This is a genomic window from Defluviimonas salinarum, from assembly GCF_026013545.1.
GTDB lineage: Bacteria > Pseudomonadota > Alphaproteobacteria > Rhodobacterales > Rhodobacteraceae > Albidovulum > Albidovulum salinarum.
The window spans coordinates 16,122-41,048 of the sequence record NZ_JAPDOG010000013.1 but is presented as its reverse complement, the minus strand read 5'-3'; the positions used below and the strand labels follow the sequence as shown (position 1 = coordinate 41,048).

The 24,927-nt window shown below is 67.4% G+C and carries 26 protein-coding genes, 1 tRNA gene and 1 pseudogene; 10 read left to right on the top strand and 18 right to left on the bottom strand.

The window, feature by feature from the left end:
* Nucleotides 1-90: 90 nt before the first annotated feature.
* On the bottom strand, nucleotides 91-1,080 hold the full coding sequence (locus OM960_RS14540; RefSeq protein WP_263337232.1) for an NAD(P)H-quinone oxidoreductase: 990 nt from the start codon (nucleotides 1,078-1,080) through the stop codon (nucleotides 91-93).
* Nucleotides 1,077-1,760, bottom strand: a complete 684-nt coding sequence (locus OM960_RS14535) for a COQ9 family protein (protein WP_432759522.1) — start codon at nucleotides 1,758-1,760, stop codon at nucleotides 1,077-1,079. The genes OM960_RS14540 and OM960_RS14535 overlap by 4 nt, the downstream gene beginning before the upstream one ends.
* 129 nt (nucleotides 1,761-1,889) lie before the next feature.
* Here OM960_RS14535 and rpsU point away from each other — a divergent pair, with 129 nt between their 5' ends.
* Nucleotides 1,890-2,096, top strand: a complete 207-nt coding sequence (rpsU, locus tag OM960_RS14530) for a 30S ribosomal protein S21 (RefSeq protein ID WP_011748553.1) — start codon at nucleotides 1,890-1,892, stop codon at nucleotides 2,094-2,096.
* Between the two features lie 82 nt (nucleotides 2,097-2,178).
* On the opposite strand, the gene OM960_RS14525 is transcribed toward rpsU, so the two are convergent.
* Nucleotides 2,179-3,066 (bottom strand): DUF2182 domain-containing protein, encoded by an 888-nt coding sequence (locus tag OM960_RS14525; protein WP_264772445.1) that lies wholly within the window; start codon nucleotides 3,064-3,066, stop codon nucleotides 2,179-2,181.
* Nucleotides 3,023-3,670 carry a DUF1326 domain-containing protein gene (locus OM960_RS14520; RefSeq protein WP_263337280.1) on the bottom strand — a complete coding sequence of 216 codons (648 nt, stop codon included), beginning with the start codon at nucleotides 3,668-3,670 and terminating at the stop codon, nucleotides 3,023-3,025. Before OM960_RS14520 ends, OM960_RS14525 begins: the two co-directional genes overlap by 44 nt.
* A gap of 156 nt (nucleotides 3,671-3,826) precedes the next feature.
* Here OM960_RS14520 and OM960_RS14515 point away from each other — a divergent pair, with 156 nt between their 5' ends.
* Complete coding sequence (locus OM960_RS14515; protein WP_263337283.1) at nucleotides 3,827-4,282, top strand: lytic transglycosylase domain-containing protein; 456 nt, start codon at nucleotides 3,827-3,829, stop codon at nucleotides 4,280-4,282.
* The gene (locus OM960_RS14510; protein ID WP_263337287.1) at nucleotides 4,282-4,710 is read left to right on the top strand and encodes a DUF1294 domain-containing protein; all 429 of its coding nucleotides are present in this window, start codon (nucleotides 4,282-4,284) and stop codon (nucleotides 4,708-4,710) included. The genes OM960_RS14515 and OM960_RS14510 overlap by 1 nt, the downstream gene beginning before the upstream one ends.
* 9 nt (nucleotides 4,711-4,719) lie before the next feature.
* On the opposite strand, the gene OM960_RS14505 is transcribed toward OM960_RS14510, so the two are convergent.
* Nucleotides 4,720-5,178: an Lrp/AsnC family transcriptional regulator gene (locus OM960_RS14505; protein ID WP_263337387.1), complete on the bottom strand. Its 459-nt coding sequence runs from the start codon at nucleotides 5,176-5,178 to the stop codon at nucleotides 4,720-4,722.
* Nucleotides 5,179-5,317: 139 nt separating this feature from the next.
* On the opposite strand from OM960_RS14505, the gene ald reads away from it, so the two are divergent.
* Nucleotides 5,318-6,436, top strand: coding sequence for an alanine dehydrogenase (ald, locus tag OM960_RS14500; RefSeq protein ID WP_263337291.1), 1,119 nt, complete (start codon nucleotides 5,318-5,320; stop codon nucleotides 6,434-6,436).
* Nucleotides 6,437-6,564: 128 nt separating this feature from the next.
* Here ald and OM960_RS14495 read toward each other — a convergent pair whose 3' ends face one another.
* The 3 genes and pseudogenes from OM960_RS14495 to OM960_RS14485 form a co-directional block, all read right to left on the bottom strand.
* Nucleotides 6,565-6,984: a nuclear transport factor 2 family protein gene (locus OM960_RS14495; protein WP_264772444.1), complete on the bottom strand. Its 420-nt coding sequence runs from the start codon at nucleotides 6,982-6,984 to the stop codon at nucleotides 6,565-6,567.
* Between the two features lie 205 nt (nucleotides 6,985-7,189).
* Nucleotides 7,190-7,582 (bottom strand): annotated as a pseudogene (locus OM960_RS14490) (transposase); the annotation flags it as partial.
* Nucleotides 7,583-7,927: 345 nt separating this feature from the next.
* Nucleotides 7,928-8,001 (bottom strand) — tRNA-Cys (locus tag OM960_RS14485).
* Nucleotides 8,002-8,153: 152 nt separating this feature from the next.
* On the opposite strand from OM960_RS14485, the gene OM960_RS14480 reads away from it, so the two are divergent.
* The 3 genes from OM960_RS14480 to OM960_RS14470 all read left to right on the top strand — a co-directional run bounded on the left by OM960_RS14480 (nucleotide 8,154) and on the right by OM960_RS14470 (nucleotide 11,276).
* Nucleotides 8,154-8,807 (top strand): protein-L-isoaspartate O-methyltransferase family protein, encoded by a 654-nt coding sequence (locus tag OM960_RS14480; protein WP_263337297.1) that lies wholly within the window; start codon nucleotides 8,154-8,156, stop codon nucleotides 8,805-8,807.
* A gap of 51 nt (nucleotides 8,808-8,858) precedes the next feature.
* Nucleotides 8,859-10,235, top strand: a complete 1,377-nt coding sequence (locus OM960_RS14475) for a TolC family outer membrane protein (RefSeq protein WP_263337300.1) — start codon at nucleotides 8,859-8,861, stop codon at nucleotides 10,233-10,235.
* 69 nt (nucleotides 10,236-10,304) lie between these two features.
* A complete protein-coding gene (locus OM960_RS14470) occupies nucleotides 10,305-11,276 on the top strand; it encodes a hypothetical protein (RefSeq protein ID WP_264772443.1) in 972 nt (323 codons plus the stop codon).
* A gap of 79 nt (nucleotides 11,277-11,355) precedes the next feature.
* Here the strand turns inward: OM960_RS14470 and OM960_RS14465 are convergent, their stop codons facing one another.
* Nucleotides 11,356-11,676 carry a DUF6280 family protein gene (locus tag OM960_RS14465; RefSeq protein WP_263337305.1) on the bottom strand — a complete coding sequence of 107 codons (321 nt, stop codon included), beginning with the start codon at nucleotides 11,674-11,676 and terminating at the stop codon, nucleotides 11,356-11,358.
* A gap of 217 nt (nucleotides 11,677-11,893) precedes the next feature.
* Here OM960_RS14465 and efp point away from each other — a divergent pair, with 217 nt between their 5' ends.
* The gene (efp, locus tag OM960_RS14460; RefSeq protein ID WP_263337308.1) at nucleotides 11,894-12,457 is read left to right on the top strand and encodes an elongation factor P; all 564 of its coding nucleotides are present in this window, start codon (nucleotides 11,894-11,896) and stop codon (nucleotides 12,455-12,457) included.
* 48 nt (nucleotides 12,458-12,505) lie between these two features.
* On the opposite strand, the gene ygfZ is transcribed toward efp, so the two are convergent.
* Nucleotides 12,506-13,258: a CAF17-like 4Fe-4S cluster assembly/insertion protein YgfZ gene (gene ygfZ, locus OM960_RS14455; protein WP_264772442.1), complete on the bottom strand. Its 753-nt coding sequence runs from the start codon at nucleotides 13,256-13,258 to the stop codon at nucleotides 12,506-12,508.
* Between the two features lie 141 nt (nucleotides 13,259-13,399).
* Between ygfZ and OM960_RS14450 the strand changes: the two genes are divergently transcribed.
* Complete coding sequence (locus tag OM960_RS14450) at nucleotides 13,400-14,602, top strand: pyridoxal-phosphate-dependent aminotransferase family protein (protein WP_264772441.1); 1,203 nt, start codon at nucleotides 13,400-13,402, stop codon at nucleotides 14,600-14,602.
* Here the strand turns inward: OM960_RS14450 and OM960_RS14445 are convergent.
* The 5 genes from OM960_RS14445 to OM960_RS14425 form a co-directional block, all read right to left on the bottom strand.
* Complete coding sequence (locus tag OM960_RS14445; protein WP_263337316.1) at nucleotides 14,599-15,705, bottom strand: pyridoxal phosphate-dependent aminotransferase; 1,107 nt, start codon at nucleotides 15,703-15,705, stop codon at nucleotides 14,599-14,601. The genes OM960_RS14450 and OM960_RS14445 overlap by 4 nt on opposite strands.
* A gap of 75 nt (nucleotides 15,706-15,780) precedes the next feature.
* Nucleotides 15,781-18,897, bottom strand: a complete 3,117-nt coding sequence (locus tag OM960_RS14440) for a valine--tRNA ligase (RefSeq protein ID WP_264772440.1) — start codon at nucleotides 18,895-18,897, stop codon at nucleotides 15,781-15,783.
* Between the two features lie 771 nt (nucleotides 18,898-19,668).
* Nucleotides 19,669-20,061, bottom strand: a complete 393-nt coding sequence (gene mscL, locus OM960_RS14435) for a large conductance mechanosensitive channel protein MscL (protein WP_264772439.1) — start codon at nucleotides 20,059-20,061, stop codon at nucleotides 19,669-19,671.
* 75 nt (nucleotides 20,062-20,136) lie between these two features.
* Nucleotides 20,137-20,778: a phosphoribosyltransferase gene (locus tag OM960_RS14430; protein ID WP_264772438.1), complete on the bottom strand. Its 642-nt coding sequence runs from the start codon at nucleotides 20,776-20,778 to the stop codon at nucleotides 20,137-20,139.
* A 72-nt stretch (nucleotides 20,779-20,850) separates the two neighbouring features.
* Nucleotides 20,851-21,510, bottom strand: a complete 660-nt coding sequence (locus OM960_RS14425) for a class I SAM-dependent methyltransferase (RefSeq protein WP_263337324.1) — start codon at nucleotides 21,508-21,510, stop codon at nucleotides 20,851-20,853.
* 85 nt (nucleotides 21,511-21,595) lie between these two features.
* Between OM960_RS14425 and OM960_RS14420 the strand changes: the two genes are divergently transcribed.
* On the top strand, nucleotides 21,596-22,489 hold the full coding sequence (locus OM960_RS14420; protein ID WP_264772437.1) for a LysR family transcriptional regulator: 894 nt from the start codon (nucleotides 21,596-21,598) through the stop codon (nucleotides 22,487-22,489).
* A gap of 46 nt (nucleotides 22,490-22,535) precedes the next feature.
* Here the strand turns inward: OM960_RS14420 and OM960_RS14415 are convergent, their stop codons facing one another.
* Genes OM960_RS14415 through OM960_RS14405 form a run of 3 tightly spaced genes read right to left on the bottom strand, consistent with a single transcriptional unit; the run spans nucleotide 22,536 to nucleotide 24,926 of the window.
* Nucleotides 22,536-23,237 (bottom strand): HAD-IA family hydrolase, encoded by a 702-nt coding sequence (locus OM960_RS14415; protein WP_264772436.1) that lies wholly within the window; start codon nucleotides 23,235-23,237, stop codon nucleotides 22,536-22,538.
* Between the two features lie 59 nt (nucleotides 23,238-23,296).
* Nucleotides 23,297-23,455, bottom strand: a complete 159-nt coding sequence (locus OM960_RS14410) for a hypothetical protein (protein WP_263337330.1) — start codon at nucleotides 23,453-23,455, stop codon at nucleotides 23,297-23,299.
* 1 nt (nucleotide 23,456) lies between these two features.
* Nucleotides 23,457-24,926 (bottom strand): hypothetical protein, encoded by a 1,470-nt coding sequence (locus OM960_RS14405; RefSeq protein ID WP_264772435.1) that lies wholly within the window; start codon nucleotides 24,924-24,926, stop codon nucleotides 23,457-23,459.
* Nucleotide 24,927 lies beyond the last annotated feature (1 nt).

Below are 24,927 nucleotides of genomic sequence, written 5' to 3'. Positions count from 1 at the left end.
CGTCCCCCGAACGTGTCGTTCTTGCTGCGCCGCAGCGTAACGCCCTTCTCGGGGGATTGCACGTGCGGAATCGTCGCGGTCAGGCGGCGTTCACTTCACCTTCAACACGATCTTGCCGATATGGCCGGAGCTTTCGATCCGCCGGTGCGCCTCGGCAGCCTCGGCGAGCGGGTATTCCGAATCCATCACCACGCGCACCCGCCCGGCCTCGATCAGCGGCCAGACATGAGCGCGCAGGTCCTCAGCGATCCGCGCCTTCGCGAGGTCGCTCTGCGGGCGCAGGGTCGAGCCGGTGATCGTCAGCCGCCGGGTCATCAACTGGGCGAAGTTCAGTTCCACCTTCGGCCCGGAGAGGAAGGCGATCTGCACCAGCCGCCCGTCATCGGCCAGGGCCTTGACATTGCGCGGGATGTAGTCGCCGCCGACCATATCGAGGATCAGGTCGGCCCCGCCCGCCGCGCGCACCGCTTCGACGAAATCCGCCTCGCGGTAGTTGACCGCGCGCTCGGCGCCCAATTCCTCGCAGACCGTGCACTTCTCCGCCGATCCGGCCGTGGTGAAGACCCGCGCGCCGAGCGCGGAGGCGATCTGGATCGCCGTCGTGCCGATGCCGGAGGAGCCGCCGTGGACGAGGAACACCTCGCCCGCCTTCAGCCCGCCACGCTGGAAGACGTTCGACCAGACCGTGTAGCAGGTCTCGGGCAGGCAGGCCGCCTCGCGCAGTTCCATGCCGGCCGGCACCGGCAGCGCGTGGGCGGCAGGCGTCACGACGTACTCGGCATAGCCGCCGCCCGGCAGGAGCGCGCAGACCGCGTCGCCGACCTTCCAGCCCGCGACGTCCGGCCCGAGGGCCGCCACGCGTCCCGAAGCCTCCAGCCCCGGCAGCGGCGAGGCCGAGGGTGGCGGCGCATAGGCGCCCGCGCGCTGCAGGGCGTCGGGCCGGTTCACGCCGGCCCAGGCGACCTCGATCAGGATCTGCCCCGGCCCCGGCACCGGCACCGGCGCCTCGATCAGCTGCAGCACCTCCGGCCCGCCCGGCTTCGAAATCTCGACCGCCCGCATCGTCTTCGGCAGCGTCATGTCCTCTCCCCTTCCCCGACCCGTCCCGGCAGGTCGCGCGGTGCGCCGTCCGGCCGCTTGATCCGCCCCAGCGCCTTCAGCGGCCCCGCGAGTGCGGCGCCGAGCACCGGCATCTCGCGTACCCGCGCCTTGAACTTCTCGAACCGCATCACGTCCTCGACCCGGCGGTCGAGGAACTCCCAGCTCGCCCCGTGGCCCTCGCTCTCGTCGCCGAGCCAGTAGAGCACCACCGCCGAATAGACCGCGCCAAGCGTCGCGCGCTTCGAATACCAGTTGATGTCGTCCGACGTGTCGCCGAGCGCATGCCAGATTGCGTCCGCCGTGCCCCAGATGAGCGCCGCCCCCTCCGCCGCGTGCTGCGGCAGCGCGAAGAGCGCGGCCCCACGCCGCACCGCCTCGCGGTCGGCGGCCTCGAGCCTCAGCCGCACCGCCAGCGCCACCCGCTCGCGGATCTTGAGCCCGGTCAGATCGGTCGCCATGTAAGCCGCCGCCATGAGCCGGTCGCCGCGCCGGTGATAGGCGGCGGCGAGGTCCAGCGCCCCGCGCGGGCAGACCACCCGCGCCAGGTCCACGCCGATCCCCGAATCCTCCGCTGCGGCACGGAAGGTCATCTCCGACCAGCCGTCGAAGGCGACATGGCAAAGTGCCGCGTCCAGAAGCCGGTCTGGCGCCGATCCAATATCCAAGCCGTTGTTTTCCATGCGCTCCGCCCCCGATCGCCTTCCCATAGACAAAACCGGAGGGCTTTGCTATAGGGGCGCTTCCTGCAACCGATTGCAACTCTAACTTAGGAAGGTGGTGACAACCACATGCAGGTCAGCGTTCGCGACAACAACGTCGAACAGGCGCTTCGTGCTCTGAAGAAGAAACTTCAGCGCGAGGGGGTGTTCCGCGAGATGAAGCTCAAGCAGCATTTCGAGAAACCCTCCGTCAAGAAAGCGCGCGAGAAGGCTGAGGCCGTTCGCCGTGCCCGTAAACTGGCGCGCAAGAAGGCCCAGCGCGAAGGCGCTCTCTGAGGCGACTGGAATTGCTGGCGGGGGCAACCCCGCAAAGACGAGGACCCCCGAGGCAGCGCCCGGGGGTTTTTCGTTGCCCGCCTCAGACCGCGAGCGTGGCCGCGGCCCAGACCAGAAGCAACGCACCGCCCGCGCGCGCCACAGCCACGCCCGGCCCCGCGAGCTTTTCGACGAGCACCAGAAGCGCCAGCGCCGCGATCCAGAGCAGGTTCATCACCCCGCCGACAAACAAGAGAAGCATCAGCGGCCAGCAGCAGCCGAGGCAGAAGGCGCCGTGGCGGTGCCCCATGCCGAAGGCGCCCCAGGCGCCGTCCCGCCAGTGCCGCGCGAGGAACTCCATCGGCGAGCGGCACTCGACGAGGCAGCGGTATTTCAGCCCCGAGACCTGATAGGCGGCGGCCAGCACCAGCAGCCCGGCCGAGAGCCAGCGGCTCTCCGACCAGAGCATCATCCCCGAGATCAGCCCCGTCTCGACCAGCGCAAGCTGCATGACCGCCGCGACGACCGAAAAGCCGAGCCAGACCGCGAGGTAGCCCGCCGCGAACCAGCCCGGTGACGCGCGCATCGCGTGCCCGCGCGCCCGGCCGCGTGCGACCACGCGGGCATGGATCAGGATCATCGGCAGCGCGGAAGGCAGCATCATCGCGATCATCATCGCCCACCACATCAGCGCCATCAGCGCGACGTAGCGCAGCCTCCACCCCGCCGGCCCGACGAGATTGCGGCCCATCTCCATCCCGGCCTCGGCCTCGAACCCGAGAAGATGCGGAAAGAGCGCCGCCCGGGTCATGGCCCAGGCGGTCATGCCCATCCCCGCGCCCCAGAGCATCCAGAGCGCCGCGGCCGCGAAGATGAGCCCGAGCGCGGTCACCAGAACCGGCCGCCCGTCCCGCGCCAGCCTCTCGAAGGCGGCGAGCATCGCCGTGTCAGGCCGCGCCGCGGATGATCCCCTGCGGCCCGTAAGCCGCATGGAACAAGGCGCCATAGCACTTGTCGTGACCGAAATCGGCCAGCCCCTCGACATTCACCTTGAGGTCCGCGCTGCCCATCTCGGCCTCCGAAAACTCGAACCCCTCCGGCAGCACGATCCGCGCTCGGTGCGGCTTGCCCGTCACCGGGTTGCGGATCGGCTCGATGTCGAGCCGCAGCATGTCGCCCACCCGGAACGAGCCCGTCCGCGCCGCCATGTCGCAGGCGAACTGGATCTCCTCGAAGACTGGATCGAACTCCTTCTCCATCGTCGAACCGTAGATGTTGAACATCGTGGTCGGTTCCTGCTCCTCGCCGCCGAGGATCTTGAACAGCGCCTCGACCTGTTCCGGGCTCGCGCGCTTGTCGATGATGCCCTGCACCTCGCCGCCGCCCTCGTGCACCGCGCCGGGCCAGCGATACCAGGCCGCTACCACCAGACCGTCAAGCGGCACCTCGCCGAAATGCCCCTTCTCGATCAGATGCGCCTCGACCCCCCGGCAATAGCCCCGGCTCGGCCTCCCGTTGAACTCGCACGGGCAGCCGTAGTCGCAGCTGCACCCGGCGATCTTCGGCCCCCGGATCTCCCAGTCCACATAAGCCATGTCTTGCCCCCCCATTTGCAGGCGGCACCGCGGCGCGTCCGCGCCGGCGCCGCGCGAGAAACATACACCAAATCGCCCGCCGCGCCCATCCGGGGCCCCGCCCCCTTTTCCCCGCCGCGCCACTCGGCTACCAAATCGCCACGGAAGGAGACCCCGATGACAGACCTGCCCCGCCGCGCCGCCCTGGCGCTCCTCCTCGCCGGCCTCGCCGGCTGCGGCTCCCGGCGCCACCGCCACCGTGGCGACGGCCCGCAGGGCTCCGCCGAGGTCAACCGCCTGATCTCGAAATACGCCCGCATCTACGACATGCCCGAGGATCTGATCCACCGCGTCGTGCGGCGCGAGAGCGGCTACAACCCCGAAGCCCGCAACGGCCCCTACTACGGGCTGATGCAGATCCATCCCCAGACCGCCCGCACGATGGGCTATCGCGGCCGCCCCGCGGGGCTCCTCGATGCCGAAACCAACCTGCGCTACGCCGGCAAGTACCTGCGCGGCGCCTGGCTTGTCGCGCGCGGCAACCGCGACCGGGCGGTGATGTGGTACTCCAAGGGCTATTACTACGAGGCCAAGCGCATGGGCCTCCTCGAAGAAACCGGCCTGCGCGGTTGATGGGTGCATTCGTGGAATTAGTGCCCTGGATCGTCGGCGTTCTCGGGGTCACGAACGCATTTTCCTACCTCTTGTTCGCCATCGACAAGAAAAGGGCGCGAACCGGCGACTGGCGTATCTCCGAGCAAACTCTGTTGCTCGCCGCGTTTTTCGGTGGCGGCGGCGCGAAACTCGCGCAACACCGATTGCGGCATAAGACCAAAAAAGAACCGTTCCGCACCTGGCTCAACATCGTCGTCGTGCTTCAGATTCTCGTCGGCACAGTGCTTTTCTTCCCGCCCGCCCGAATCGCCACCAGCGAAACGCTCTCAAACCTTCTGATCCGAATTACCGCCAGCGAAACTTTCTCAAGCCTGCTGATCCGAGACGGTCAGGCCCATGAAAGTGGCCGGGTCATGCCACGGCGTTTCGGGCCGGGGAGCGACTGAACGACGACCTCAGACCGGGATCGCCGTCGTCTGCCGCACCGTCCTGAGCGCGAAGGACGAATGCATCTGCGCCACCCCCGGCAGCCGGGCGAGAAACTGGCGGTGGATGCGGGCGAAATCCTCGGTATCCTCGGCCACGACCTTGAGGAGATAATCCGCCGACCCCGCCATCAGGTGGCATTCGAGGATGTCCGGCACCAGCTTCACCGCCCGCTCGAACTCCTCCAGGACCTCGTCGGCCTGACCCGAGAGCGTGATCTCGACGAAGACCGTGGTCGGCCGCCTGAGCTTGCGCGCGTTCAGGAGCGCCACGAAGCCATCGATATAGCCCTCCTCCTCGAGCCGCTGCACCCTCCGGTGGCAGGCCGAGGGCGAGAGGTTCACCTGCTCTGAAAGCTCGGCATTGGTGATCCGCCCCTGCTTCTGCAGAACCGTCAGGATTCGCCTGTCCGTCGCGTCGAGTTGCATAATCACGCAAGATCCTTCGAACAAATCCCATGTTCTTCGAAGTTATCACGAAAGCTACCCCAAATGACCAGAAAAATCTCAAAGCAATTTCATGCCGCCTGCGCCATCCTGCCCTGCATGAATATTTCGGGAGGACCCCATGAAGATCGGATGCCCCAAGGAAATCAAGCCGCAGGAATTTCGCGTCGGCATGACGCCGAACGCCGCGGGCGAGGCCATCGCGAATGGCCACCAGGTGGTGATCGAGACCGGCGCCGGCCTCGGCGCGGGCTTCGCTGACGCGGACTACACCGCGGTCGGCGCGACGATCCTGCCGACGGCTGCCGATGTCTTCGCCGAAGCCGACATGATCGTGAAGGTGAAGGAGCCGCAGGCGGGTGAGCGCAAGATGCTGCGTGAGGGCCAGATCCTCTTCACCTACCTCCACCTCGCGCCCGATCCGGAGCAGACCAAGGACCTCCTCGCCTCCGGCGCGACCTGCATCGCCTACGAAACCGTGACTGACCGCAACGGCGGCCTGCCGCTCCTCGCGCCGATGTCCGAGGTCGCGGGCCGTCTCGCGCCGCAGGTCGGCGCCTGGACGCTGCAGAAGGCCAACGGCGGCCGCGGCGTGCTGATGGGCGGCGTGCCCGGCGTCGGCCCGGCCAAGGTCATCGTCATCGGCGGCGGCGTCGTCGGCACCCATGCGGCGAAGATCGCGGCCGGCATGGGCGCGGATGTCACCGTGCTCGACCGCTCGATCCCGCGCCTGCGCTATCTCGACGACGTCTTCGGCGGCACCTTCAAGACCTCCTATGCCTCGGCCGGCAACATCATCGAGCTGGCACGCCAGGCCGACATGATCATCGGCGCCGTGCTGATCCCCGGCGCCGCCGCGCCGAAGCTGATCACCAGGGCGCAGCTGAAAGAGCTGAAGCCCGGCGCCGCGCTCGTCGACGTCGCCATCGACCAGGGCGGCTGCTTCGAGACCTCGCGCGCCACGACGCACCAGGACCCGGTCTACGAGGTCGACGGCATCATGCACTACTGCGTGGCCAACATGCCGGGCGCCGTCGCCCGCACCTCGACGATCGCGCTCGGCAACGCGACGATGCCGTTCATGCTCGCCCTCGCCAACAAGGGCTGGCGCCAGGCCTGCGCCGACGACGTGCATCTCCTGAACGGCCTCAACGTCCATGCCGGCAAGCTCACCTATGCCGCCGTGGGCGAGGCACTCGGGCTCGAGACGATCACCGCCGAAGCCGCGCTGAAGATCTGACATCGCCCCTCACGCGACGCCAAAGGCCCGCCCCCCGGCGGGCCTTTTCGTTTCCGGGTCGGACGGCGACTGCTCCTGCTTGAAGTCGGCGGGGAAGAAACCGCCGCCGCGGCCCAAATCGCGAGCCGCTATTTCGGGGTAATGCGCGCGGCCATCGTGTGGCTCACGATCTTTCCATACTGCACAACGAAAGTATCCGCACCGAATTCATAGACATTGTTCGGCGACTCGGCATTCCACGTCGTGAGAGCGGTGTTTCCCTCGAATACGAGCGCTTCGGTTTCCATGGAGACGTCGGCCTGCGAGAACTCGGCAAAGAAGGTCTTGAAGAAGCCACGGATTTCGTCGGACCCGTGGTAGACCTTGTCGGCCAAGATGAGCGTGGCGTCGTCAGCATACGGCGCGACCGCCGCGCCCACGTCGAGCTGACCCACACCCTGAAGGTGGCTCATCACGACGTCTTTGGTGATTTCGGTATCGGCGAAGACGGGCCCGGCGGCCAGAGCCGCGAGGAAGGCGAGGGTAAGCCACTGCTTTCTGTCGCTCATGTCGAAGTCCTTCGGTGAAATACCTGACGACAGGACATCCAGATGACATCCGCTTGGGAAAAGTGGTGCCCGAAGGGTAAGTGGCAGCACGGAGCCGCACAAGTTTGGCGCCCTGACAATGAAGTGATCTGCGCCCGGCGGCGGCGGCAGGTTTCGCGGGCCGGGTTCCAGACACATGGATCTTCAGAAGGCATCCGCCGTATCAGGTTGCGACGAGGCGCCAGCCCTTCGGACGTCCGAACATGATCTCGATCCGGTTGCGCCGCATGTCGCGGCGCTTGTCGGAGCGGACGGCTTTTGCGTTGGACTCACGGCCGGGGATACAGAGGCGTATCCCCTTGTCTTTTAGTGCTTCTCGGAACCAGCCTGGATGGTGCCCCACGGGGTGGTGCAGGAGCGCCGACCTTCGGAGGCGAGACCTTCCACGATCCGGGGCGAAGCCCCCCCTGTCGCCGCGTCGCTTCCAGCGGTTGTAGAGGGTCTTGGGCGGTCCGCACCCGCAAGGTGCATCGCACCACCGCGACCCATGGCGATTAATAAAGACAATGCCACTCGCCGCGCGCCGGTCATCTAATCGCGGCTTGCCATGGCTCGTGGGACTCGAGGCGCGTCAGCAAGCGATCCAGTGGATCGACCGAGCGGCGATCGGTTGAAGACGCACCATCTGGGTCGTCGGGAAAACGGTCCGCTGAACCGATTTCTGATCCTCCTCCATCCGTCAGCTAGAAAGGGTTGGTCATGTTCAGATCCGCTTGCGGAGCCCGAACCATGCCACCGACGCGAAATCAGTGGGCCCTGGCCACAGGGGCAGTGGGGTAGCCATCGGAATTGAGAAATCCCGTGTCTTGAAGAACTTAGATGGGATAACGGCTTCCTAGGGCGTGTGCCCCACCAGTCATCACACCCGACCGTCCGGCCGCCAAGCCCATGTTTCAGAAGGAAGTGGAGGCGGGTACCGGAATCGAACCGGTCTTCACGGATTTGCAATCCGCTGCGTAACCTCTCCGCCAACCCGCCGGAGGTGGAAGCGAGATATACCATGCCAAATCGTCGCGCAAGCCGATAGCGCGCCGGAAGTTGCCAGTTGAGGACATCCTGCCCCGTTGCCCCTCCTTTCTTTCTGTGGCAAGAGGTTGGGCAACCTGAAGCCAATGCCATGAGTTCAGTCAATGACCGATTTCGCCGCCCTTCGCACGATGATGGTCGATACCCAGGTCCGTCCCAACGACGTCACGAAATTTCCGATCATCGAAGCGATGCTCTCGGTCCCGCGTGAGGCGTTCGTGCCGGGCTCTCGCCGCGAGGCCGCCTATGTCGGCGGCAATCTCGCCATCGGCGCCGGCCGCGAGATGCTCGAGGCGCGGACCCTCGCCAAGATGCTGGACGCTCTCGACATCCAGCCGAGCGACCTCGTGCTCGATATCGGCTGCGGGCTCGGCTACACGACGGCGGTGATCGCGCGGATCGCCGAGGCGGTCGTGGGGGTCGAGGAAGATCCCGAGCTTGCCGCTCAGGCGCAGTCCCGGCTCTCGGCCGAGGGCGCCGACAATGCCGCGGTGATCGAGGCTCCGCTTGCTGGCGGCGCCGCCAAGCACGGCCCTTATGACGCGATCGTGGTCGAAGGTGCGGCCGAGACCGTGCCCGCCGCGGTTCTCGCCCAGCTCAAGGAAGGCGGGCGCATCGCCTGCCTGTTCATGGAAGGACCGCTCGGGCTTTGCCGGATCGGCCACAAGGCCGACGGCCAGGTGACCTGGCGGCTGGCCTTCAATGCTTCGGCACCGGTGCTGCCGGGGTTCGATCAAAAGCGGACGTTCACACTCTAGGTCGGCTCCCGCAGTGGGAGACGGCCAACGGCGACGGGAGAGAGAGACCGAATGAAACCTTCGACGAAATTCCTCCCCTCCAGGCGTGCGCTGACCGCCGGGCTAACGGCCCTCTCGCTGGTCGCGGCGGCTCCGGCCTGGGCCGAGACTCTCGCCGACGCGTTGGTTGCCGCTTACCGGACCTCCAATATCATCGAGCAGAACCGCGCCGTGCTGCGCGCCGCCGACGAGGACGTGGCCACCGCGGTCTCGACGCTGCGGCCGGTTGCCGCCTGGGCGCTGGACGTCGGATATACCAACGACTTGCAGAACGAAGGGCTGAGGTCGTTTCTGGGGCTCAATGCGCAGTGGACGCTGCTGGATTTCGGCCGCAACCGGATCGGGGTCGACATCGCCAAGGAAACGGTTCTGGCGACCCGCCAGTCGCTGATCGGTGTCGAGCAGGACGTGCTGCTCGAGGCTGTCCGTGCCTATTTCGTCGTCCGCGGCCAGGTCGAGAACGTCGCGATCAACGAGAACTCGGTCCGTGTTTTGAGCGAGACGCTGCGCGCCGCCCAAGACCAGTTCGACGTCGGCGAGGTCACGCGGACCGACGTCGCGCAGGCCGAGGCGCGGCTTGCCGCCGCACGGGCCGGTCTTGCCGCAGCCGAGCGCGAGCTTGCCGTGGCGCGCGAGGATTATCGGGCGGCCACCGGCCAGTATCCCGGCAGCCTTGCGGCGGCGCCGCGCGGCCCCGCCCTGCCGCGTTCGATCGAGGAAGCCCGCGCGATCGCGCAGCGCAGCCATCCGTCCATTCGCCAGGCGCAGTTCCAGGCGCGTGCGGCCGACCTCCAGGTCACGCTCGCGGCGGCGGAGCGGATGCCCACGATCATCGGCAGGGCCTCGGTCGGCATCGACGAGGACGGCAACGACTCGTCATCCGTCGGCGTCGAGCTGAACCAGACGCTCTATGCGGGCGGCCGACTCTCGTCGCTGCATCGCAAGTCGATCGCGCAGCGTGACGCGGCGCGGTCGGTGCTGCTGCAGTCGAGCGTGAACGTGGTTCGCGACCTTGGCACCGCCTGGGCCGAGATCGAGGTCGCGCGTGCGCAGATCTCCGCCGCCGAGCTCGAGATAGAGGCCGCCACGATCGCCTATGACGGTGTACGCGAAGAGGCCAAGCTCGGCGCCCGCACGACGCTCGACGTGCTCGACGCCGAGCAGGAGCTTCTGGACGCGCGCGGCAACCGGATTTCCGCCGAGGCGAGATACCAGATCGCGATTTATGCGCTCCTGTCGTCGATGGGATTGCTGACGGCCGAGCAACTGGGCCTTGGCGTGCCGATCTACGATCCGGAAGGCTATTACAACGCCGTCAAGTCCGCGCCGCTGACCTCGGTGCAGGGCGAGAGCCTCGATCGGGTCATGAAGGCGATCGGCAGGAACTGAGCGCCGGCCTCGGTTGCCGGCTCGGCCGGGGCGCTCTACAATGAGAGTCCGAACGGTTGAGGTGTTTCCATGTCTGATCTGCGGACGAATCCGGAAATTGAGGACGTGCTTTCCTCGATTCGCCGCCTAGTGTCAGAGGATGGGCGCCATCGCCCGGCCCCCGCGCCAGAGCGGACTCCGGCGCCTGACGATTCGGATGACAAGCTGGTCCTGACCGACGCGCTGAGGGTCGCCGGGAACGAGAAAGAGCTGCTGCCGGAGGCCGAGGAAGGCGCCGACGCTGCCCTCGATACGGCCGCCGACCTCGAGTCACCGACGGCGGTCGAAGCACTGCACGCCGACACAGGTCGGCAGTCTCTGGAGGCGACGATCGCCGAACTCGAGGTCGCGGTCGCCAGAATCGGCGACGACTTCGAGCCGGACGGCAGCGAGATCGCGGTGCCGGACGAGGCCCTCGCGCAAGAGGAGTTCATCGAAGACGGCTTAGAGACGGACGAGCCGGCGGCCGGGGATTCCGCACCGAGCTTCGCGGAAGCGAGTGCAGATGTCGACTTGGCCGACGAAGAGGGCGACCGCCACACCGAGGCATCACAGGATCGCTACGATGACGAGCCATGGGCAGTCTTTACCGATGACGACGAAAACCCCATGTCCGACGCTCCGGACGTACAGCCCGAGTCGCCTGATCGCGATGAGACGGCCGAGGCCCCCGATCCTGATATCGAGGTCGAGGAGGCAGCTGAACCCGGACCGGCACGCCGGCTCCATCTGACGGCCGCCGACGCGGTTGCTGACACCGGAATGACGGAGCCGGACTCCGCCGTTGAGCCCGCGGCTGCCCCCGGACAAGCAAGCGCATTCTGGTCCGATGATGTCGAGGACCACGTCGAGGACGCCGAGATCGAAGCCCTGCGCGCGCTCGTGGCCGAGCTGATCCGGCAGGAGCTGCAAGGACCTCTCGGCGAGCGCGTGACCCGCAACATGCGCATGCTGGTTCGACGCGAGATTCAACGGGCGCTCGACGCACGCAAGTCCGACTGAACCGCGCCCCGGTCTTGGAAACGGAAACGAAAAACGCGCCCCGAGGGGCGCGTTTTTCGTTTTGCTTGCGCCGGCCTGCTTACGCCGCTTCGGCTTCCTCGGCCGCGTGGCGCCGTTCGCTTTCCTCGCGCGACAGCGCGACGGAGGTACGGATGCCCTTGCCGACGAATTCCATCAGGCCCTTGACGACCCGCTCGTTGGGGTCGATCCCGGCACAGGACAGAACCTCGCGGCCGTCACGCGACCGCGCCCAGCGGGCAATCTGCTCCGGCCCGTTGCCATACTTCTTGTCGTCGGCAATCGCATCATCCAGCGCCGCAAGGACCACCGCCGCGAAAAGCTTACGCGACCTCTGGCCTTGCTCGTAGTTGAATGCGGTGCCATCCACGAAATCGCGCATTTCCTGACTTCCGTTCTTCTTGCTCTTGTGTTTCTCGGCGTTCCGCTGTCTATGGTGTTTCGCCCCCGATTCGGTATTCCCCTTTTGGAATGACTGCCATGCATCTTGTGCATAGGTCGTTCCGGGGCCTACAGTATCTAGCCTGCTTGTCACCTCGAAGCCCGGCATATATATGTGCCGCCCAGTTCCATTCAACCTTCCGTCAAGGTTTAGAGACATGCCCAAGATCAACGGCAACGAAATCCGCCCCGGCAACGTCCTGGAGCACGACGGTGGCCTGTGGGCTGCCGTGAAGGTCAACCACGTCAAGCCCGGCAAGGGCGGCGCCTTCGCACAGGTCGAACTGAAGAACCTCCGTGACGGCCGCAAGCTCAACGAGCGCTTCCGGTCGGAAGACAAGGTCGAGCAGGTGCGGCTCGAGCAGAAGGACCAGCAGTTCCTTTACGAGAACGACGGCATGCTCGTCTTCATGGACAACGAGACCTTCGAGCAGATCGAGCTGCCGGCCGACCTCCTCGGTGACCGCCGCCCGTTCCTGCAGGACGGCATGGTCGCGACGATCGAGTATTACGGCGACGAGGCGCTCTCGATGCAGCTGCCGCAGAAGGTCGTCTGCAAGGTCGTGGAGACCGAGCCGGTGGTGAAGGGCCAGACCGCCGCCAACAGCTACAAGCCGGCGATCCTCGACAACGGCGTCCGGATCATGGTGCCGCCGTTCATCGGCCAGGACGAGGACATCGTCGTCCACACCGAATTCATGGAATACAGCGAACGCGCCTGAGCCGCGCCGCACTGCCTGACCCGAAAGCCGCCCCGACGGGCGGCTTTTTCATGCCAGCGCGATCCGCGCGGCACCGGCCCGCATCTCGCCGCCCGCGCGGTCGAGCCGCAGATAAGCGATTGCGTGATCTCCGGACCGGGTGAAGAGCCGCCCGACGGGCTTGCCCTCGGCGGTGATCTCGGTCTCGGCCGGAGCCTCGCCATCGACTGTCACGCGGGTGAGCCCTTTTCTGAGCTCGGTCTTGTGCTTCATCCGCGCGGTGACCTCTTGGCCGACATAGCAGCCCTTGCGGAAGTCGACGCCGTTGAGCCGCTCGAAGCCCGCTTCGAGGATGTAGCTCTCCTCCGGGATCAGCTCGATCCCGGTCTCGGGGATGCACTGGGCGACGCGGATCGCGTCCCAGTCGATCTGCGGCGCGCCGCCCGCCTCGGTCCCGTAGCGCCTCCAGCCGAGCGCCGGGTGGCGCGGATCGGCGAAGGCGCCCTCGGGCGCGTCGCCGAGCCCGCGCGTGACCTTGAGATCGGTCAGGGTGATCGTCACCTCCGCCCGCAACCGATACATCGCGAGCCGCCGGCCGAGCGCCTCGGCCTGGGTCGCGTGGGCATCGAGCAGGATCCGGTCCCCGTCCGGAACGAGAAAGAAATCGGCAAGGTACTTGCCCTGGGGCGACAGGAGCGCGGCATAGACGAGCCCCTCCGACAGGCGCCCGAGATCGTTCGTGACAAGGCCCTGCAGGAACGGCTTCGCGTCCCGCCCGGCAATCTCGAACACCCGGCGGTCTGGTGCGGCTTCGCCCGTCATCGTTCGCGTCCTTCTTCCTGACCGCCCTCGGGGGCGGGACCGGCAAGATGCCGTTCCGGGCGCGGGAGGTAAAGGGCTCTCGACGCGGTTGACCTGCGATGGGGCCCGCGCATAGTCGTTCCTGACAGGAGGAGCCAGACGATGACGCTGTCGAACGGTCGCCGCTATCTCGCCATTCCCGGCCCCACCGTCGTGCCCGACCGCGTGCTCGCCGCGATGCATCGCGGCTCACCCGACATCTATGCCGGCGAGCTGATCGCGATGGCCGAGGGGGTTCTCGCCGATCTCCGCCGGGCCGCCGCGACCCGCGCCGCCGTCGCGATCTATGTCGGCAATGGCCACGGCGCCTGGGAGGCGGCGATTGCCAACATGTTCTCGCGCGGCGACCGGGCGCTGGTGGCGGTGACCGGTGCCTTCGGAGCGGGCTGGGCCAATGCCGCCGAAGGAATGGGCGTCGCGGTCGAGAGGATCGATTTCGGCCTGCGCCGACCGGCCGATCCGGCCGCCATTGCCGCGGCGCTCGGGGCCGACACCGATCGAAAGATCCGCGCCGTTCTCGTGACCCATGTCGATACCGCGACCGCGGTCCGCAACGACCTCGCCGCGGTCCGGGCGGCGATCGACGTGGCCGGCCACCCCGCGCTTCTCGCGGTGGACGCGGTCGCCTCGCTCGGCTGCGAGGCGCTCCGGATGGACGACTGGGGGATCGACGTGCTCGTCGCGGCGAGCCAGAAGGGGCTGATGTGCCCGCCGGGGATCGGCCTCCTCTGGCTCTCGGACCGGGCGCGGACCGCGGCGCGCGATGCCGACCTGCGCACCCCCTATTGGGAGTTCGAGTCGCGCGCCGATCCGGCGGAGTTCTGGCACCGATTCGGCGGCACGCCGCCGACCCATCACCTCTACGGCCTGCGCGAAGCCCTGACGATGCTGCTGCACGAGGAGGGTCTGGAGGCCGCCTGGGCGCGCCATGCCGTGCTCGCCCGCGCGGTCTGGGCGGCGTTCGACGCCTGGGGTCGGGGCGGTGACATTGCACTCAACATCGCCGCCCCGGGTGACCGCAGCCATGCGGTGACGGCAGCGCGGATCGGCGGCGGCGGCGCCGCGCGGCTCCGGGCTTGGTGCGAAGCGGTGGCAGGGGTGACGCTCGGGGTCGGGATCGGCATGGTCGAGCCGGACGATCCGGCCCGCGACGATTTCCTGCGCGTGGCGCATATGGGCCATGTGAACGCCCACATGACGCTCGGAACGCTCGCGGTGATGGAGGCCGGGATGCGCGCGCTCGACATCCCCCACGGGCCAGGGGCGCTCGACGCGGCCGCCGAGGTCGTGGCCGGGGCTGGTTAGCCGCGCGCGGCCGCCAGCGCCTCCGGCAGGGCCTCGGCGAAGCGGGCGAGGTCTTCAGGGCGGCCGCAGCTCACCCGGATGCAGCGGTCGTGGGGGGCGACGAAGGGCATGCGGACGAAGATGTCGCGGGCGGTGAGTTCGGCGAGCACGAGACGCGCGAAACTGCCATCCCGGCCGCAATCGACCGTCACGAAGTTGGTGGCCGAGGGCAGCGCCACGAGGCCGTTCGCCGAGGCGATACGCCCGATCTCGTCCCAGGCGGCGGCGACCTTCGCGCGGATGTCGGCGAGGTGAGGCTGGTCCTGAAGCGCCGCGAGCGCGCCGGCCTGGCTGATGCGGCACATGCCGAAATGGTTGCGGATCTTGTTGAAGGCGGTGATGAGGCCGGCCTCACCGATGGCATAGCCCACCCGCGCGCCGGCCATGCCGTAGCCCTTGGAGAAGGTGCGCATCCGGATGACCCTCGGGTCGTCCGCGTCGATGGCGGGGGCGGTGCCTTCGGGGGCAAGCTCGACATAGGCCTCGTCGAGGGCGAGAAGCGTGCCGTCCGGAATCGCCGCGATCATTCGGGAGATGGTTTCGGCATTGTGCCACGAGCCCATCGGATTGTCGGGGTTGGCGAGGTAGATGAGCTTCGCCCGGGTGTCCCTGGCCCTCGCGATCAACGCCTCGGGGTCCTCGTGGTCGCCCCGGTAGGGCACCTTGTGGAGCGTGCCGCCGAAGCCCGCCACGTGGAAGTTGAACGTCGGATAGGCGCCCTCGGAGGTGACGACCGCGTCGCCGGGGCCGACGAGCATCCGGACGAGGTAGCCGAGAAGGCCGTCAATCCCTTCTCCCACAACGATATTTTCCAGTTCGACCCGGTGATGCGCGGCGAGCGCGTGGCGGAGGTCATGGTTTTCCGGATCGCCGTACATCCAGATATCGCGGGCAGCTTTCGCCATCGCCTCGACGGCTTTCGGCGAGGGGCCGAAGAGGTTCTCGTTGGCGCCGAGTCGGGCGGCGAAGGGGCGGTTGCGGGTGCGTTCCTGGGTTTCCGGGCCGACGAAGGGCACGGTGGCGGGGAGGCTTGCGACGAGTTGCGTGTAGCGGGGTCCGGTCATGGCTGGCCTCTCGTCAGGTGGCGAGGCCGGGGGCGCTGCCCCCGGACCCCCGGGGTATTTGGGCAATGAAGAAGCCTAGCCGATTTCGGACAGGCGCTTCAGGGCGGCTTTCAGTTTCGCGGCCTCGTCCTCGCCGAGGGTGAGTTTCTCGCGGGTTTCCTCGACGATCTCCTCGGGGGCACTTTCGACGAACTTGGGGTTGGAGAGACGGCCCCTGAGGCCGTTCAGATCCTTCTCCAGTTTCTCCAAGGTCTTGGAAAGGCGCGCCTTTTCCTCGGCGATGTCGATCACGCCCTCGAGCGGGATGGCGAAGCTGCCGCCCTCGACCGGAACCGTGATCGCGCCTTTCGGGGCCGTGCCCTCGGTCATGCCGTCGAGCCGCGCGAGGCGGGTGATCATCGGCTCGTTGCGGGCGAAGGCGGCGCGGCCCTTCTCGTCCATCGCGGTCATCACGAGGGGGAGTTTGAGGCCCGCCGGCACGTGCATCTGGGCGCGAGCGGAGCGGATTTCCTCGATGAGGGCGATCACCCAGTTCATCTCGCGGTCGGCGGTTTCGTCAATGAAATCAGCGCCGTACTCCGGCCATTCGGCGTGGACGAGGAGCTTCTCGCGGGTTCCGGTCTGGCCCCAGAGCTCCTCGGTGATGAAGGGCATGAAGGGGTGCAGGAGGATGTAGCACTGGTCGAGCACCCAGGCCATCGTCGCGCGGGTCTCGGCGGCGTCGTCGCCGTCCATCAGGGGCTTGGCGAACTCGACATACCAGTCGCAGACCTTGCCCCAGACGAAGGCGTAGAGGGTGTTGGCGGCATCGTTGAAGCGGTAGGCCGCGAGCGCCTCGTCCACCGCCAGCCGGGCGCGGGCGGTCTCGCCGATGATCCAGCGGTTCACGGTATGCGAAGTGTCGGAAAAATGTATGGCAGGCGTATGGCCGACGTCGCGGCGAAGCGCGCCGTTCATCTCGGCGAAGCGGGTGGCGTTCCAGAGCTTCGTCGTGAAGTTGCGGTAGCCGGCGATGCGGTCCTTGGAGAGCTTGAGGTCGCGGCCCATCGCGGCCATCGCGGTCAGGGTGAAGCGGACCGCGTCGGCGCCGTATTCGGCGATGAGGTCGAGGGGGTCGAGGACGTTGCCCAGGGACTTCGACATCTTCTTGCCCTTCTCGTCGCGGACGAGGGCGTGGACATAGACGGTGTGGAAGGGGACCTGATCGACGACGGCAAGCTGCATCATCATCATCCGGGCGACCCAGAAGAAGATGATGTCGAAACCGGTGACGAGGACGTCGGTCGGGAAGTATTTCTTCAGCTCCTCGGTCTCCTCGGGCCAGCCGAGCGTGCCGATGGGCCAGAGGCCGGAGGAGAACCAGGTGTCGAGGACGTCGGGGTCACGGCGGAGCATGACGAAATCGAGCGCTTCTTCCTCGGTCTTTCCTTCGGAGAGTCTGGAGCAATACTCGTCGTCCGGTGTCCACTGCCCACCGCTCGGTTGGACTTCTTCGAATTCAACGACATTCGAGACGCCATATTTCGCCGCAGCTCGAGCGACGACGTCTGAAAAATGCGCGCCACAGAACGGGACAACATAATCCTCGGCGGCGAAACCGTTCTTTCGACCTTCAATTGTGTTTTCTTCCGGCCCGTACCACACCGGAATCTGGTGGCCCCACCAGAGCTGGCGGGAGATGCACCAGGGCTCGATGTTCTCGAGCCAGTGGAAATAGGTCTTGGCGTCGCGTTCGGGGAGAATCCGGGTGTAGTTCGCAGTCTCGTCGAACTGCCCTGCCTCCTGCGCTGCCATGCCCTTGCGGACGGCCTCCAGCGCCGGTTCGACGATCTTCGCGGTGTCGACGAACCACTGGTCGGTCAGCATCGGCTCGATGACGACCTTGGAGCGGTCGCCATGCGGCTGCATCATCTTGTTCTGCTCGACCAGCGGCAGGCGTTCGAGGTGCTCGGCGCCGGTTTCCTTGTCGATGGACTTCGTGAGGACCGTGACCGCGAGGCCCTCGGCGGTGATCTGGTCGATCACGCGCTTCCTGGCCTCGTAGCGGTCGAGGCCGCGGAGGTCGTCGGGGACGAGGTTGAGCGCGTCGGTCTCGGCCTCGGTCAGAGTCTTTTCGCCCCGGGCGACGGCCATGGCCACGGCGGCGGCCTCGGCGTAGGGCGCGCCGTCGGCGCGCATATGGGCCTTGGTGTCCATCAGCCGGTAGCAGGGGATATTGCCGCGCTTGGCGACGCCGTAGTCGTTGAAGTCATGCGCGCCGGTGATCTTCACCGCGCCCGAGCCGAAGGTCCGGTCGGGGTATTCGTCGGTGATGATCGGGATCAGGCGGCGGTGTTCCTTCGGTCCCACCGGGATTTCGCAGAGCTTGCCGACAATCGGGGCGTAGCGCTCGTCCGACGGGTGGACCGCGACGGCGCCGTCGCCGAGCATGGTCTCGGGGCGCGTGGTGGCGATGGAGATGTAGTCGCGGGTCTCGCGCAGGGTGACGTTGCCGTCTTCGTCCTTCTCGACGTACTCATAGGTCTCGCCGCCGGCGAGCGGGTACTTGAAGTGCCACATGTGGCCCTGCACCTCGATCTGCTCGACCTCGAGGTCGGAGATCGCGGTCTCGAAATGCGGGTCCCAGTTCACGAGGCGCTTGCCGCGGTAGATCAGGCCCTTGTCGTACATGTCCACGAAGACCTTGATCACGGCATCGTGGAAATTGCCCTCGTCCGAGGCGGGGGCGCCGGGGGCGCCGGACATGGTGAAGGCGTTCCTGGACCAGTCGCAGGAGGCGCCGAGGCGCTTCAGCTGGGTGATGATCGTGTCGCCGGACTTGCCCTTCCACTCCCAGACCTTCTCGAGGAACTTCTCGCGGCCCATCTCGCGGCGGGTGGCGTTGGACTTGTCCTTGGCGAGCTCGCGCTCGACGACCATCTGGGTGGCGATGCCGGCATGGTCTTGCCCCGGCTGCCAGAGCGTGTCGAAGCCGCGCATCCGGTGCCAGCGGACGAGGATGTCCTGGAGCGTGTTGTTGAACGCGTGGCCCATGTGGAGCGAGCCCGTCACGTTCGGCGGCGGGATCATGATGCAGAAGGTCTCGGCGCCCGGTTTGGCGTTGGCGCCGGCCTTGAAGGCGCCGGCGCTTTCCCAGGCGGCGTAGAGGCGTTCTTCGGCTTCCGCCGCGTTGAAGGTCTTTTCCATCGGCATCGTCGGGTCCCGTTCCTTGTCGCGTTTTCCTTAGCGAAAGGGCGCGGGAAGGGAAAGGGGCGGGGCTCGGACCTTGCCGCCGGTCTGCTTCGGGCTGTTGCCGCTGCAGGGTGCTTGCACGGCCGGGCGTCACGCTGCCAAGTTGCGGTGCTTCGATGGGGCTTTCCCACGGCTTTCTGGCATGGGGTTCGACACCGAACCTGCCCGGCATGTGCTGTTTTCCGCCCCGGGGTTTGTGGGGCAAATCGGGTGAAGGTCTCACCATGCGACTCCAGCCGGTTCGCCGGGCTGTGCGGGCAGACAGAAGCCGCCAGCCTGCCGGACCTGGCCGGGCTCGAATTGCCGGTACCGGCTTTCAGCACGCCGAACCGGTGAGGGGTATCAGGGCCGGGAATGACGAGGTGTGGCTCGCCGGGAAACACGGGCCATCCAGGCGGCGCGCATGGCCGGAAGTGCCTTTCGGCATCGACGCCGATGCGTCGGAGGTCGGGGCCATCGAGAGGGTCACGGCAAAGGGCGCTTGCGCCACCCGCGCCCGCTACGCGGCCATTGCCAGACGCGGGGACGGCGACGCGTCAGGTCCGACCGGTCGGCCATTCGGGAGCGGGCGCAAGATGGTTCTAGCATGCGCTAACGCTCTGGATTCGAGAAGTGAGTCCTGCTCACCGACGAGCGCAACAAAGCCTCGGAGAGGCGGCGCCCGAGAGGTGACCGCAGTGCCCGCAAAGCACGCGGGCCCGCGATCGCGCCACCTGCCTTGCGCCCGCCCCCTCAGCCCTTCTTCAGCGCGTCGCGGATCTCGGTCAGAAGCTCGATCTCGGTCGGCCCGGACGGCGCCGGCGCCGCCTCCTCGGCTTTCATCACCGCGTCCTTGATCCGGTTCACGCCTTTGACGAGCAGGAACACGACCCAGGCGATGATCAGGAAGTTGATCAGCGCCATGATGAAGTTGCCGTAGCCGAAGACCGCCGCCCCCTCGCCCTCGCCGAGCCGGACGCCGAGGCCGGAAAAGTCGAGCCCGCCGGTGAAGAGCGAGATGATCGGGTTGATCAGGTCCTCGACAACCGAGGTCACGATCGCGGTGAACGCCGCGCCGATGATGATCCCGACGGCCATGTCCATGACATTGCCGCGAGCGACGAACTGCCTGAATTCCTTGAGCATATCCTGTCCCTGCCGGTAAATGTTGCGCCGCGCGAGCCTAGCACGGGGCATGGGCCGGATGGCAAGCCCCCGGCGCTAGCCGCCGCGCCCGTCGGCGGAATCGAGCAGCGCCACCACCTCGGCATCCGCCACCTGCGGGAAGGCGCGGTAATGCGCGCCGACGGCGATGAAGGGGCGCGGCGTCTGAAGGCAGATCACCCGGTCGGCAAGACCCGCGAACTCCGCCAGCGCCTCCTCCGGCGCCACCGGAACGGCGAGCACGATCGCCGCCGGCCCCGCCGCCCTCAGCGCCCCGAGCGCGGCCCGAAGCGTCGCGCCGGTGGCGATGCCGTCGTCGACGACGATCGCGGTCGCTCCCGCGAGGTCAGGCTCGGCCCGGTCGCCAAGATAGATCCGTCTCCGTTCCGCCATCTCGCGCCGCTTGGCCGCGACGGCATCGGCGAAATCCTCCGGGCCTCGCCGGATCGACGCCAGCACATCGGGATTGAAGACCGGCGCGCCGCCCTCGGCCACCGCGCCCGCCGCCAGTTCCTCATGCCCCGGCACGCCGATCTTGCGCACGAGGATCAGCCCCAGGGGCGCACCGAGCCGCGCCGCGATCTCCGCCGCCACCGGCACGCCGCCGCGCGGCAGCGCCAGCACGACCGGCATTTCCGGCGCCAGCGCCTCGATCTCGTCGGCCATTTTCCGCCCGGCCTCGACGCGGTCGGTGAACATGCGGCCCTCCTTCCGATCGGAACCGTCCCAGTCTGCCAGACCCGCCCGCCCCGGCCAAGCGCGGCGCCCCGGTCAGCCCGCCACCTTCCGCGCCACGATGTAACGCCGCGGCGGCTGGACGGGATAGTTACCGGTCTCGATGATCCTGAACCCGGCCGCCGTCACCATCGCCTCCAGCTCGGCGATGCGCGTGAACCGCACGAAGGGTGCCTTTCCCAAAAGCTGCATGACCGGCAGCGCCCCCCGCATAAGCGTCAGCACCAGCCGTTCTCGCGTCCAGCCCGAGCCCGGTTCGGGCAGGCAGATCGTCTTCGAGATGAAGAGCCCGCCCGGCTTCAGACGCGCCGCGATCCGACGCAGGGCCCGCTCCGGATCGGGCAGGAGATGCAGGAGGTTGAAGGCGAGAACCGCGTCATATTCCCCCTCGCCCGGCGCCTCGTCGAGTACATCGACGGCGGTGAAGCGGATGTTCGAAACCCCCTCCGCCTCGGCCTTCCGCCGCCCGACCGCGATCATCGCCGGCGAGACATCGCTCGCCGTGATCTCGCCGACGCGCGGCGCCAGAAGCAGCGCGGTCGATCCGGTGCCGCAGCCAAGCTCCAGCACCCGGTCGTCCGGGGAAAGGTAGGAGCGGGTCCGCTCCAGCGTGTACGTGTAGGACTCCATGTCCCGGATGGGCGACTTCGCATATTTCTCGGCGATGCCATCCCAGAACTTCGCGGCGGTCTGCATGTCGTGTCTCCTTTACCGCAAAGATTATCCATGCGTTTCCCCTCGGGGAATTGCCGAAATCCGCAGTTGGCTTATACATATACGCATGAATGACCGTCCCGGCCGCTTCGACTGGAACCATGTCCGCGCCTTCCTCGCCACCGCCGAGGAAGGCTCGCTTTCGGCCGCCGCGCGGGTTCTCGGCCTCACCCAGCCGACGCTCGGCCGCCAGGTGGCGGCACTCGAGGACGATCTCGGCCTCCTCCTTTTTGAACGCATCGGTCGCTCGCTGCAACTGACCGGTGCGGGGCGCGAGCTTCTGGCCCATGTCCGCGCGATGGGCGAGGCCGCGAACCGCGTCGCGCTCGCCGCCGCGGGCCAGTCGCAGTCGATCGAGGGCAAGGTGCGGATCACCGCGAGCGAGGGCATGTCGGCCTATGTCCTCCCGGCCGCGCTGAAGCGCCTGAGGGAGGCCGCGCCGCGGCTCGAGATCGACGTGGTCGCCGCCGACGACATCCGCGATCTCATGCGGCGCGAGGCCGATATCGCGATCCGCCATGTCCGCCCCGAGCAGCCCGACCTCGTCGCCCGCCTCGTGCGCGAGGCCGAGGCGCATTTCTACGCCGCCCGCTCCTATCTCGACGCCCGCGGGAGACCTCAAAGCCTCGCCGACCTTGCCCGGCACGATTTCGTGGGCTTCGGCGACAACGAGCGGATGCTCGACTACCTCCGCCCGCTCGGCATGCCGCTGTCTACCGCGAACTTCCGCATCGGCTCGGAGAACGGCATCGTCGCCTGGGAACTCGCCCGTCAGGGTTTCGGCATCGCGCCGATGTGGGACGAACTCGCCGCCCGCGATCCCGGCATGGAGCGGATCCTGCCCGAGCTGCCGCCGATCGTCTTCCCGATCTGGCTCGCCACCCACCGCGAGCTCCACACCAGCCGGCGCATCCGGCTGGTCTTCGACCTTCTCGCCGATTATCTGGGGCAGGCAACCTGAGGGCACGCCCGCCATCGCATCGCACGAACAGCGCGTATCAGCCGCGCTAAGCGCCCGGCGACAGCCTGGTGGCGAGATCGCCGAAATCCGAGGCGACCAGATCGAACTCGTCCTCAAGCCCGTCCGCGTGGTAGTCCTCGCCCGGATCCTCGATCTGCGGCAAGACGTAGACGGTGCGATATCCGCATAGACTGGCCGCGCGCAGATCGCTCGGATGCGCGGCCACCATGGCGATCTCCTCGGGCCGGCAGTCGACGATCTCCGCCGCACGGGCGTAACAACTCGGATCGGGCTTGTAGCTGCCGATCATCTCGCAGCAGAGAAACCCGTCCCATTCGAGGCCACTCACCCTCGACGAACCGGCGGCCATCGGCCAGCTGAGGATCGTCAGCGGCAGGACCGGGTATGTCAGGCGCAGCGCGCGAAGGCCGTCGCGGGCTCCGCTCCAGGCCGGCATCCTCCGCCACGCATGGTGGAGATCGCGCCGCACCGTGGCGTCCGGCAGCAGGCCGGATCGCGCCAGAAGGGCGTCCATCACGCCCGCGAGCATCTCGTCAGAACCGCGCCGGCCGGAGACGCCCTCAGCCGCGGCACCCGCTTCTTCGAGGAATGCCGCCCGGCACTCACGCGCGAACCCCGCATGATCGAGACCCGCAAACTCCCTGTGCCGCCGCAAGGTGGTAACAATCGGCGTGTGCCAGTCAAACACCGTGCCGCCGATATCGAAGAGAAGCGCCCTGACCTGCATGTCACCCTCCCGGTCGCCGATGCAGGATCGCACCGGCGGCCGGGACGGACAATCCAGAATCAGCCCCGGAGCACCCCGCCCGTGACCTTGGCGACCCTCTCGACGATGTTCGCGGAAACCGCCTCGATCTCCTTCGGCGCGCGTGGGGGCTCGCGCCCCTGCAGCACCATGACGACATCCGCCTCGGCGATTACCTCCCGCGTTCGGGACGCTTCCATCCTACCTCCGTTGCGCGCAGTCGAGAAGCAGCGCCGCTCCGCCCCCAGTCGATACGAGTGTCGCCCTGCGCTCCGGGATGTCGGCGACGACTTCCAGTATCTTCGCATTGGTGCGGTTCTCAACGGGCTCGTAGTCGCGACCGTCCCGCGTGAGCCAGAGCCCCCCGCCATCCGGCGCGACGAGGAACGACCCGCCGAAGTTTTCTGAATGCACGGGGGACAGAAGGCCGGAGGGCTCGAACGGCATCGGCAGCTTCTCGACCGCGAAATCCGCGTCGAACGAGAAGAACCCCTGCTCGCTGAGGAAGACGTCGAGATCCCCGAGCCGGGCGAAACGCACATAACGGCCAATGCGCGACGGCGCGAGCTGTGGCATCGCAACCATCCGCGTTCCGTCCCACAGGTAGCGATTCCGCTCGTCGTCCTCGACGATCACCTGATCCCGCCCGGGCACGGGCAAGTTCCGCGCATCAGACTGCCCCAGCCTAAGGCCCTCCTGCTCGGCATTGCGCGCCCGAACCGGACTGCCCGGGACCGGCTCTACCCCATTCGGCCCCAAGAGGACGAGGTCCGGCAGCCATTCATCGGAATCGTTTCCGAGGATCACACGCTCGAACCATGTCGACCGGCCATTAACGCGCCAGACGATGGCACGCCCACCGGCCATGACCGGCCGGCGCCGCGTCGCGACGCTGTAAAGAAGCCTCGGAACCGCGCCGCTCGCATCCAGCACGAAAACTTGCATGGGCATGTCCAGAATAACCCGCCCGCCACTGTCGACGAGAACCGGAGCTTCTGGCAATCGCCACCCCAGCGCGACCGGCTCGCCGAAGTCGAGCGGCTCCCACATCCCGCCGCGCTCGGGGTGAAACCAGATCTGGCCGTCGGACGCGGCAAGATATCCGCCGAGGACGGGCACATATCGCGGCAGCGCGGTGTCTCCGCCGAGGTCCAAGCCGTCCCGGTTTGAGTAGGACAGGCCGTTCAGCTCGGAAAGGCGCTGCCGTCCGTTCGCGACTTCATAAAGCCTGCCGTCGCGAAGCAACTGGTAGATCCGGTCCTGTTCTGGATCATATCGGCTCAGCATATAGTCCCGAAGCCCCGGCACCGGCCTGAACTCCCGCGCGCCCGGCTCCAGCAGCCAGAGCTGGCGCGGATTCGCGCCAAAGCCGATCACGCTCCCGTCGCGGCGCTGCGCGAAGAACTTGTACTGGGATAGATCCGTGGCCGGGTAATCCGCGCCCAGTTCCTCGAACCGCAGTCCCCGCACCGTGTAGAGCGGATAGCGGCTCTGCGGCTTGACGATCAGCCACGGATAACCCGGAATCACGGTCGCGTCCCAGGCGATGCGCCTGGGATCTTCCCGTTCCAGTTCCGTGATCGGCCCACCGCCGGCGAGCGGGACGACGCACAAGGCCTCGCCCCGAACCTGCCCGGCCACCAGCGCCAGCAGAAGCGCCAGCCAGCGCATG

Excerpts from the sequence above, each read along its gene's own strand:
- OM960_RS14540 (WP_263337232.1), bottom strand. The coding sequence starts at position 1,080 with ATGACGCTGCCGAAGACGATGCGGGCGGTCGAGATTTCGAAGCCGGGC.
- rpsU (WP_011748553.1), top strand. The coding sequence starts at position 1,890 with ATGCAGGTCAGCGTTCGCGACAACAACGTCGAACAGGCGCTTCGTGCT.
- OM960_RS14525 (WP_264772445.1), bottom strand. The coding sequence starts at position 3,066 with ATGCGGCTTACGGGCCGCAGGGGATCATCCGCGGCGCGGCCTGACACG.
- OM960_RS14520 (WP_263337280.1), bottom strand. The coding sequence starts at position 3,670 with ATGGCTTATGTGGACTGGGAGATCCGGGGGCCGAAGATCGCCGGGTGC.
- OM960_RS14515 (WP_263337283.1), top strand. The coding sequence starts at position 3,827 with ATGACAGACCTGCCCCGCCGCGCCGCCCTGGCGCTCCTCCTCGCCGGC.
- OM960_RS14510 (WP_263337287.1), top strand. The coding sequence starts at position 4,282 with ATGGGTGCATTCGTGGAATTAGTGCCCTGGATCGTCGGCGTTCTCGGG.
- OM960_RS14505 (WP_263337387.1), bottom strand. The coding sequence starts at position 5,178 with ATGCAACTCGACGCGACGGACAGGCGAATCCTGACGGTTCTGCAGAAG.
- ald (WP_263337291.1), top strand. The coding sequence starts at position 5,318 with ATGAAGATCGGATGCCCCAAGGAAATCAAGCCGCAGGAATTTCGCGTC.
- OM960_RS14495 (WP_264772444.1), bottom strand. The coding sequence starts at position 6,984 with ATGAGCGACAGAAAGCAGTGGCTTACCCTCGCCTTCCTCGCGGCTCTG.
- OM960_RS14480 (WP_263337297.1), top strand. The coding sequence starts at position 8,154 with ATGACCGATTTCGCCGCCCTTCGCACGATGATGGTCGATACCCAGGTC.
- OM960_RS14475 (WP_263337300.1), top strand. The coding sequence starts at position 8,859 with ATGAAACCTTCGACGAAATTCCTCCCCTCCAGGCGTGCGCTGACCGCC.
- OM960_RS14470 (WP_264772443.1), top strand. The coding sequence starts at position 10,305 with ATGTCTGATCTGCGGACGAATCCGGAAATTGAGGACGTGCTTTCCTCG.
- OM960_RS14465 (WP_263337305.1), bottom strand. The coding sequence starts at position 11,676 with ATGCGCGATTTCGTGGATGGCACCGCATTCAACTACGAGCAAGGCCAG.
- efp (WP_263337308.1), top strand. The coding sequence starts at position 11,894 with ATGCCCAAGATCAACGGCAACGAAATCCGCCCCGGCAACGTCCTGGAG.
- ygfZ (WP_264772442.1), bottom strand. The coding sequence starts at position 13,258 with ATGACGGGCGAAGCCGCACCAGACCGCCGGGTGTTCGAGATTGCCGGG.
- OM960_RS14450 (WP_264772441.1), top strand. The coding sequence starts at position 13,400 with ATGACGCTGTCGAACGGTCGCCGCTATCTCGCCATTCCCGGCCCCACC.
- OM960_RS14445 (WP_263337316.1), bottom strand. The coding sequence starts at position 15,705 with ATGACCGGACCCCGCTACACGCAACTCGTCGCAAGCCTCCCCGCCACC.
- OM960_RS14440 (WP_264772440.1), bottom strand. The coding sequence starts at position 18,897 with ATGCCGATGGAAAAGACCTTCAACGCGGCGGAAGCCGAAGAACGCCTC.
- mscL (WP_264772439.1), bottom strand. The coding sequence starts at position 20,061 with ATGCTCAAGGAATTCAGGCAGTTCGTCGCTCGCGGCAATGTCATGGAC.
- OM960_RS14430 (WP_264772438.1), bottom strand. The coding sequence starts at position 20,778 with ATGTTCACCGACCGCGTCGAGGCCGGGCGGAAAATGGCCGACGAGATC.
- OM960_RS14425 (WP_263337324.1), bottom strand. The coding sequence starts at position 21,510 with ATGCAGACCGCCGCGAAGTTCTGGGATGGCATCGCCGAGAAATATGCG.
- OM960_RS14420 (WP_264772437.1), top strand. The coding sequence starts at position 21,596 with ATGAATGACCGTCCCGGCCGCTTCGACTGGAACCATGTCCGCGCCTTC.
- OM960_RS14415 (WP_264772436.1), bottom strand. The coding sequence starts at position 23,237 with ATGCAGGTCAGGGCGCTTCTCTTCGATATCGGCGGCACGGTGTTTGAC.
- OM960_RS14410 (WP_263337330.1), bottom strand. The coding sequence starts at position 23,455 with ATGGAAGCGTCCCGAACGCGGGAGGTAATCGCCGAGGCGGATGTCGTC.
- OM960_RS14405 (WP_264772435.1), bottom strand. The coding sequence starts at position 24,926 with ATGCGCTGGCTGGCGCTTCTGCTGGCGCTGGTGGCCGGGCAGGTTCGG.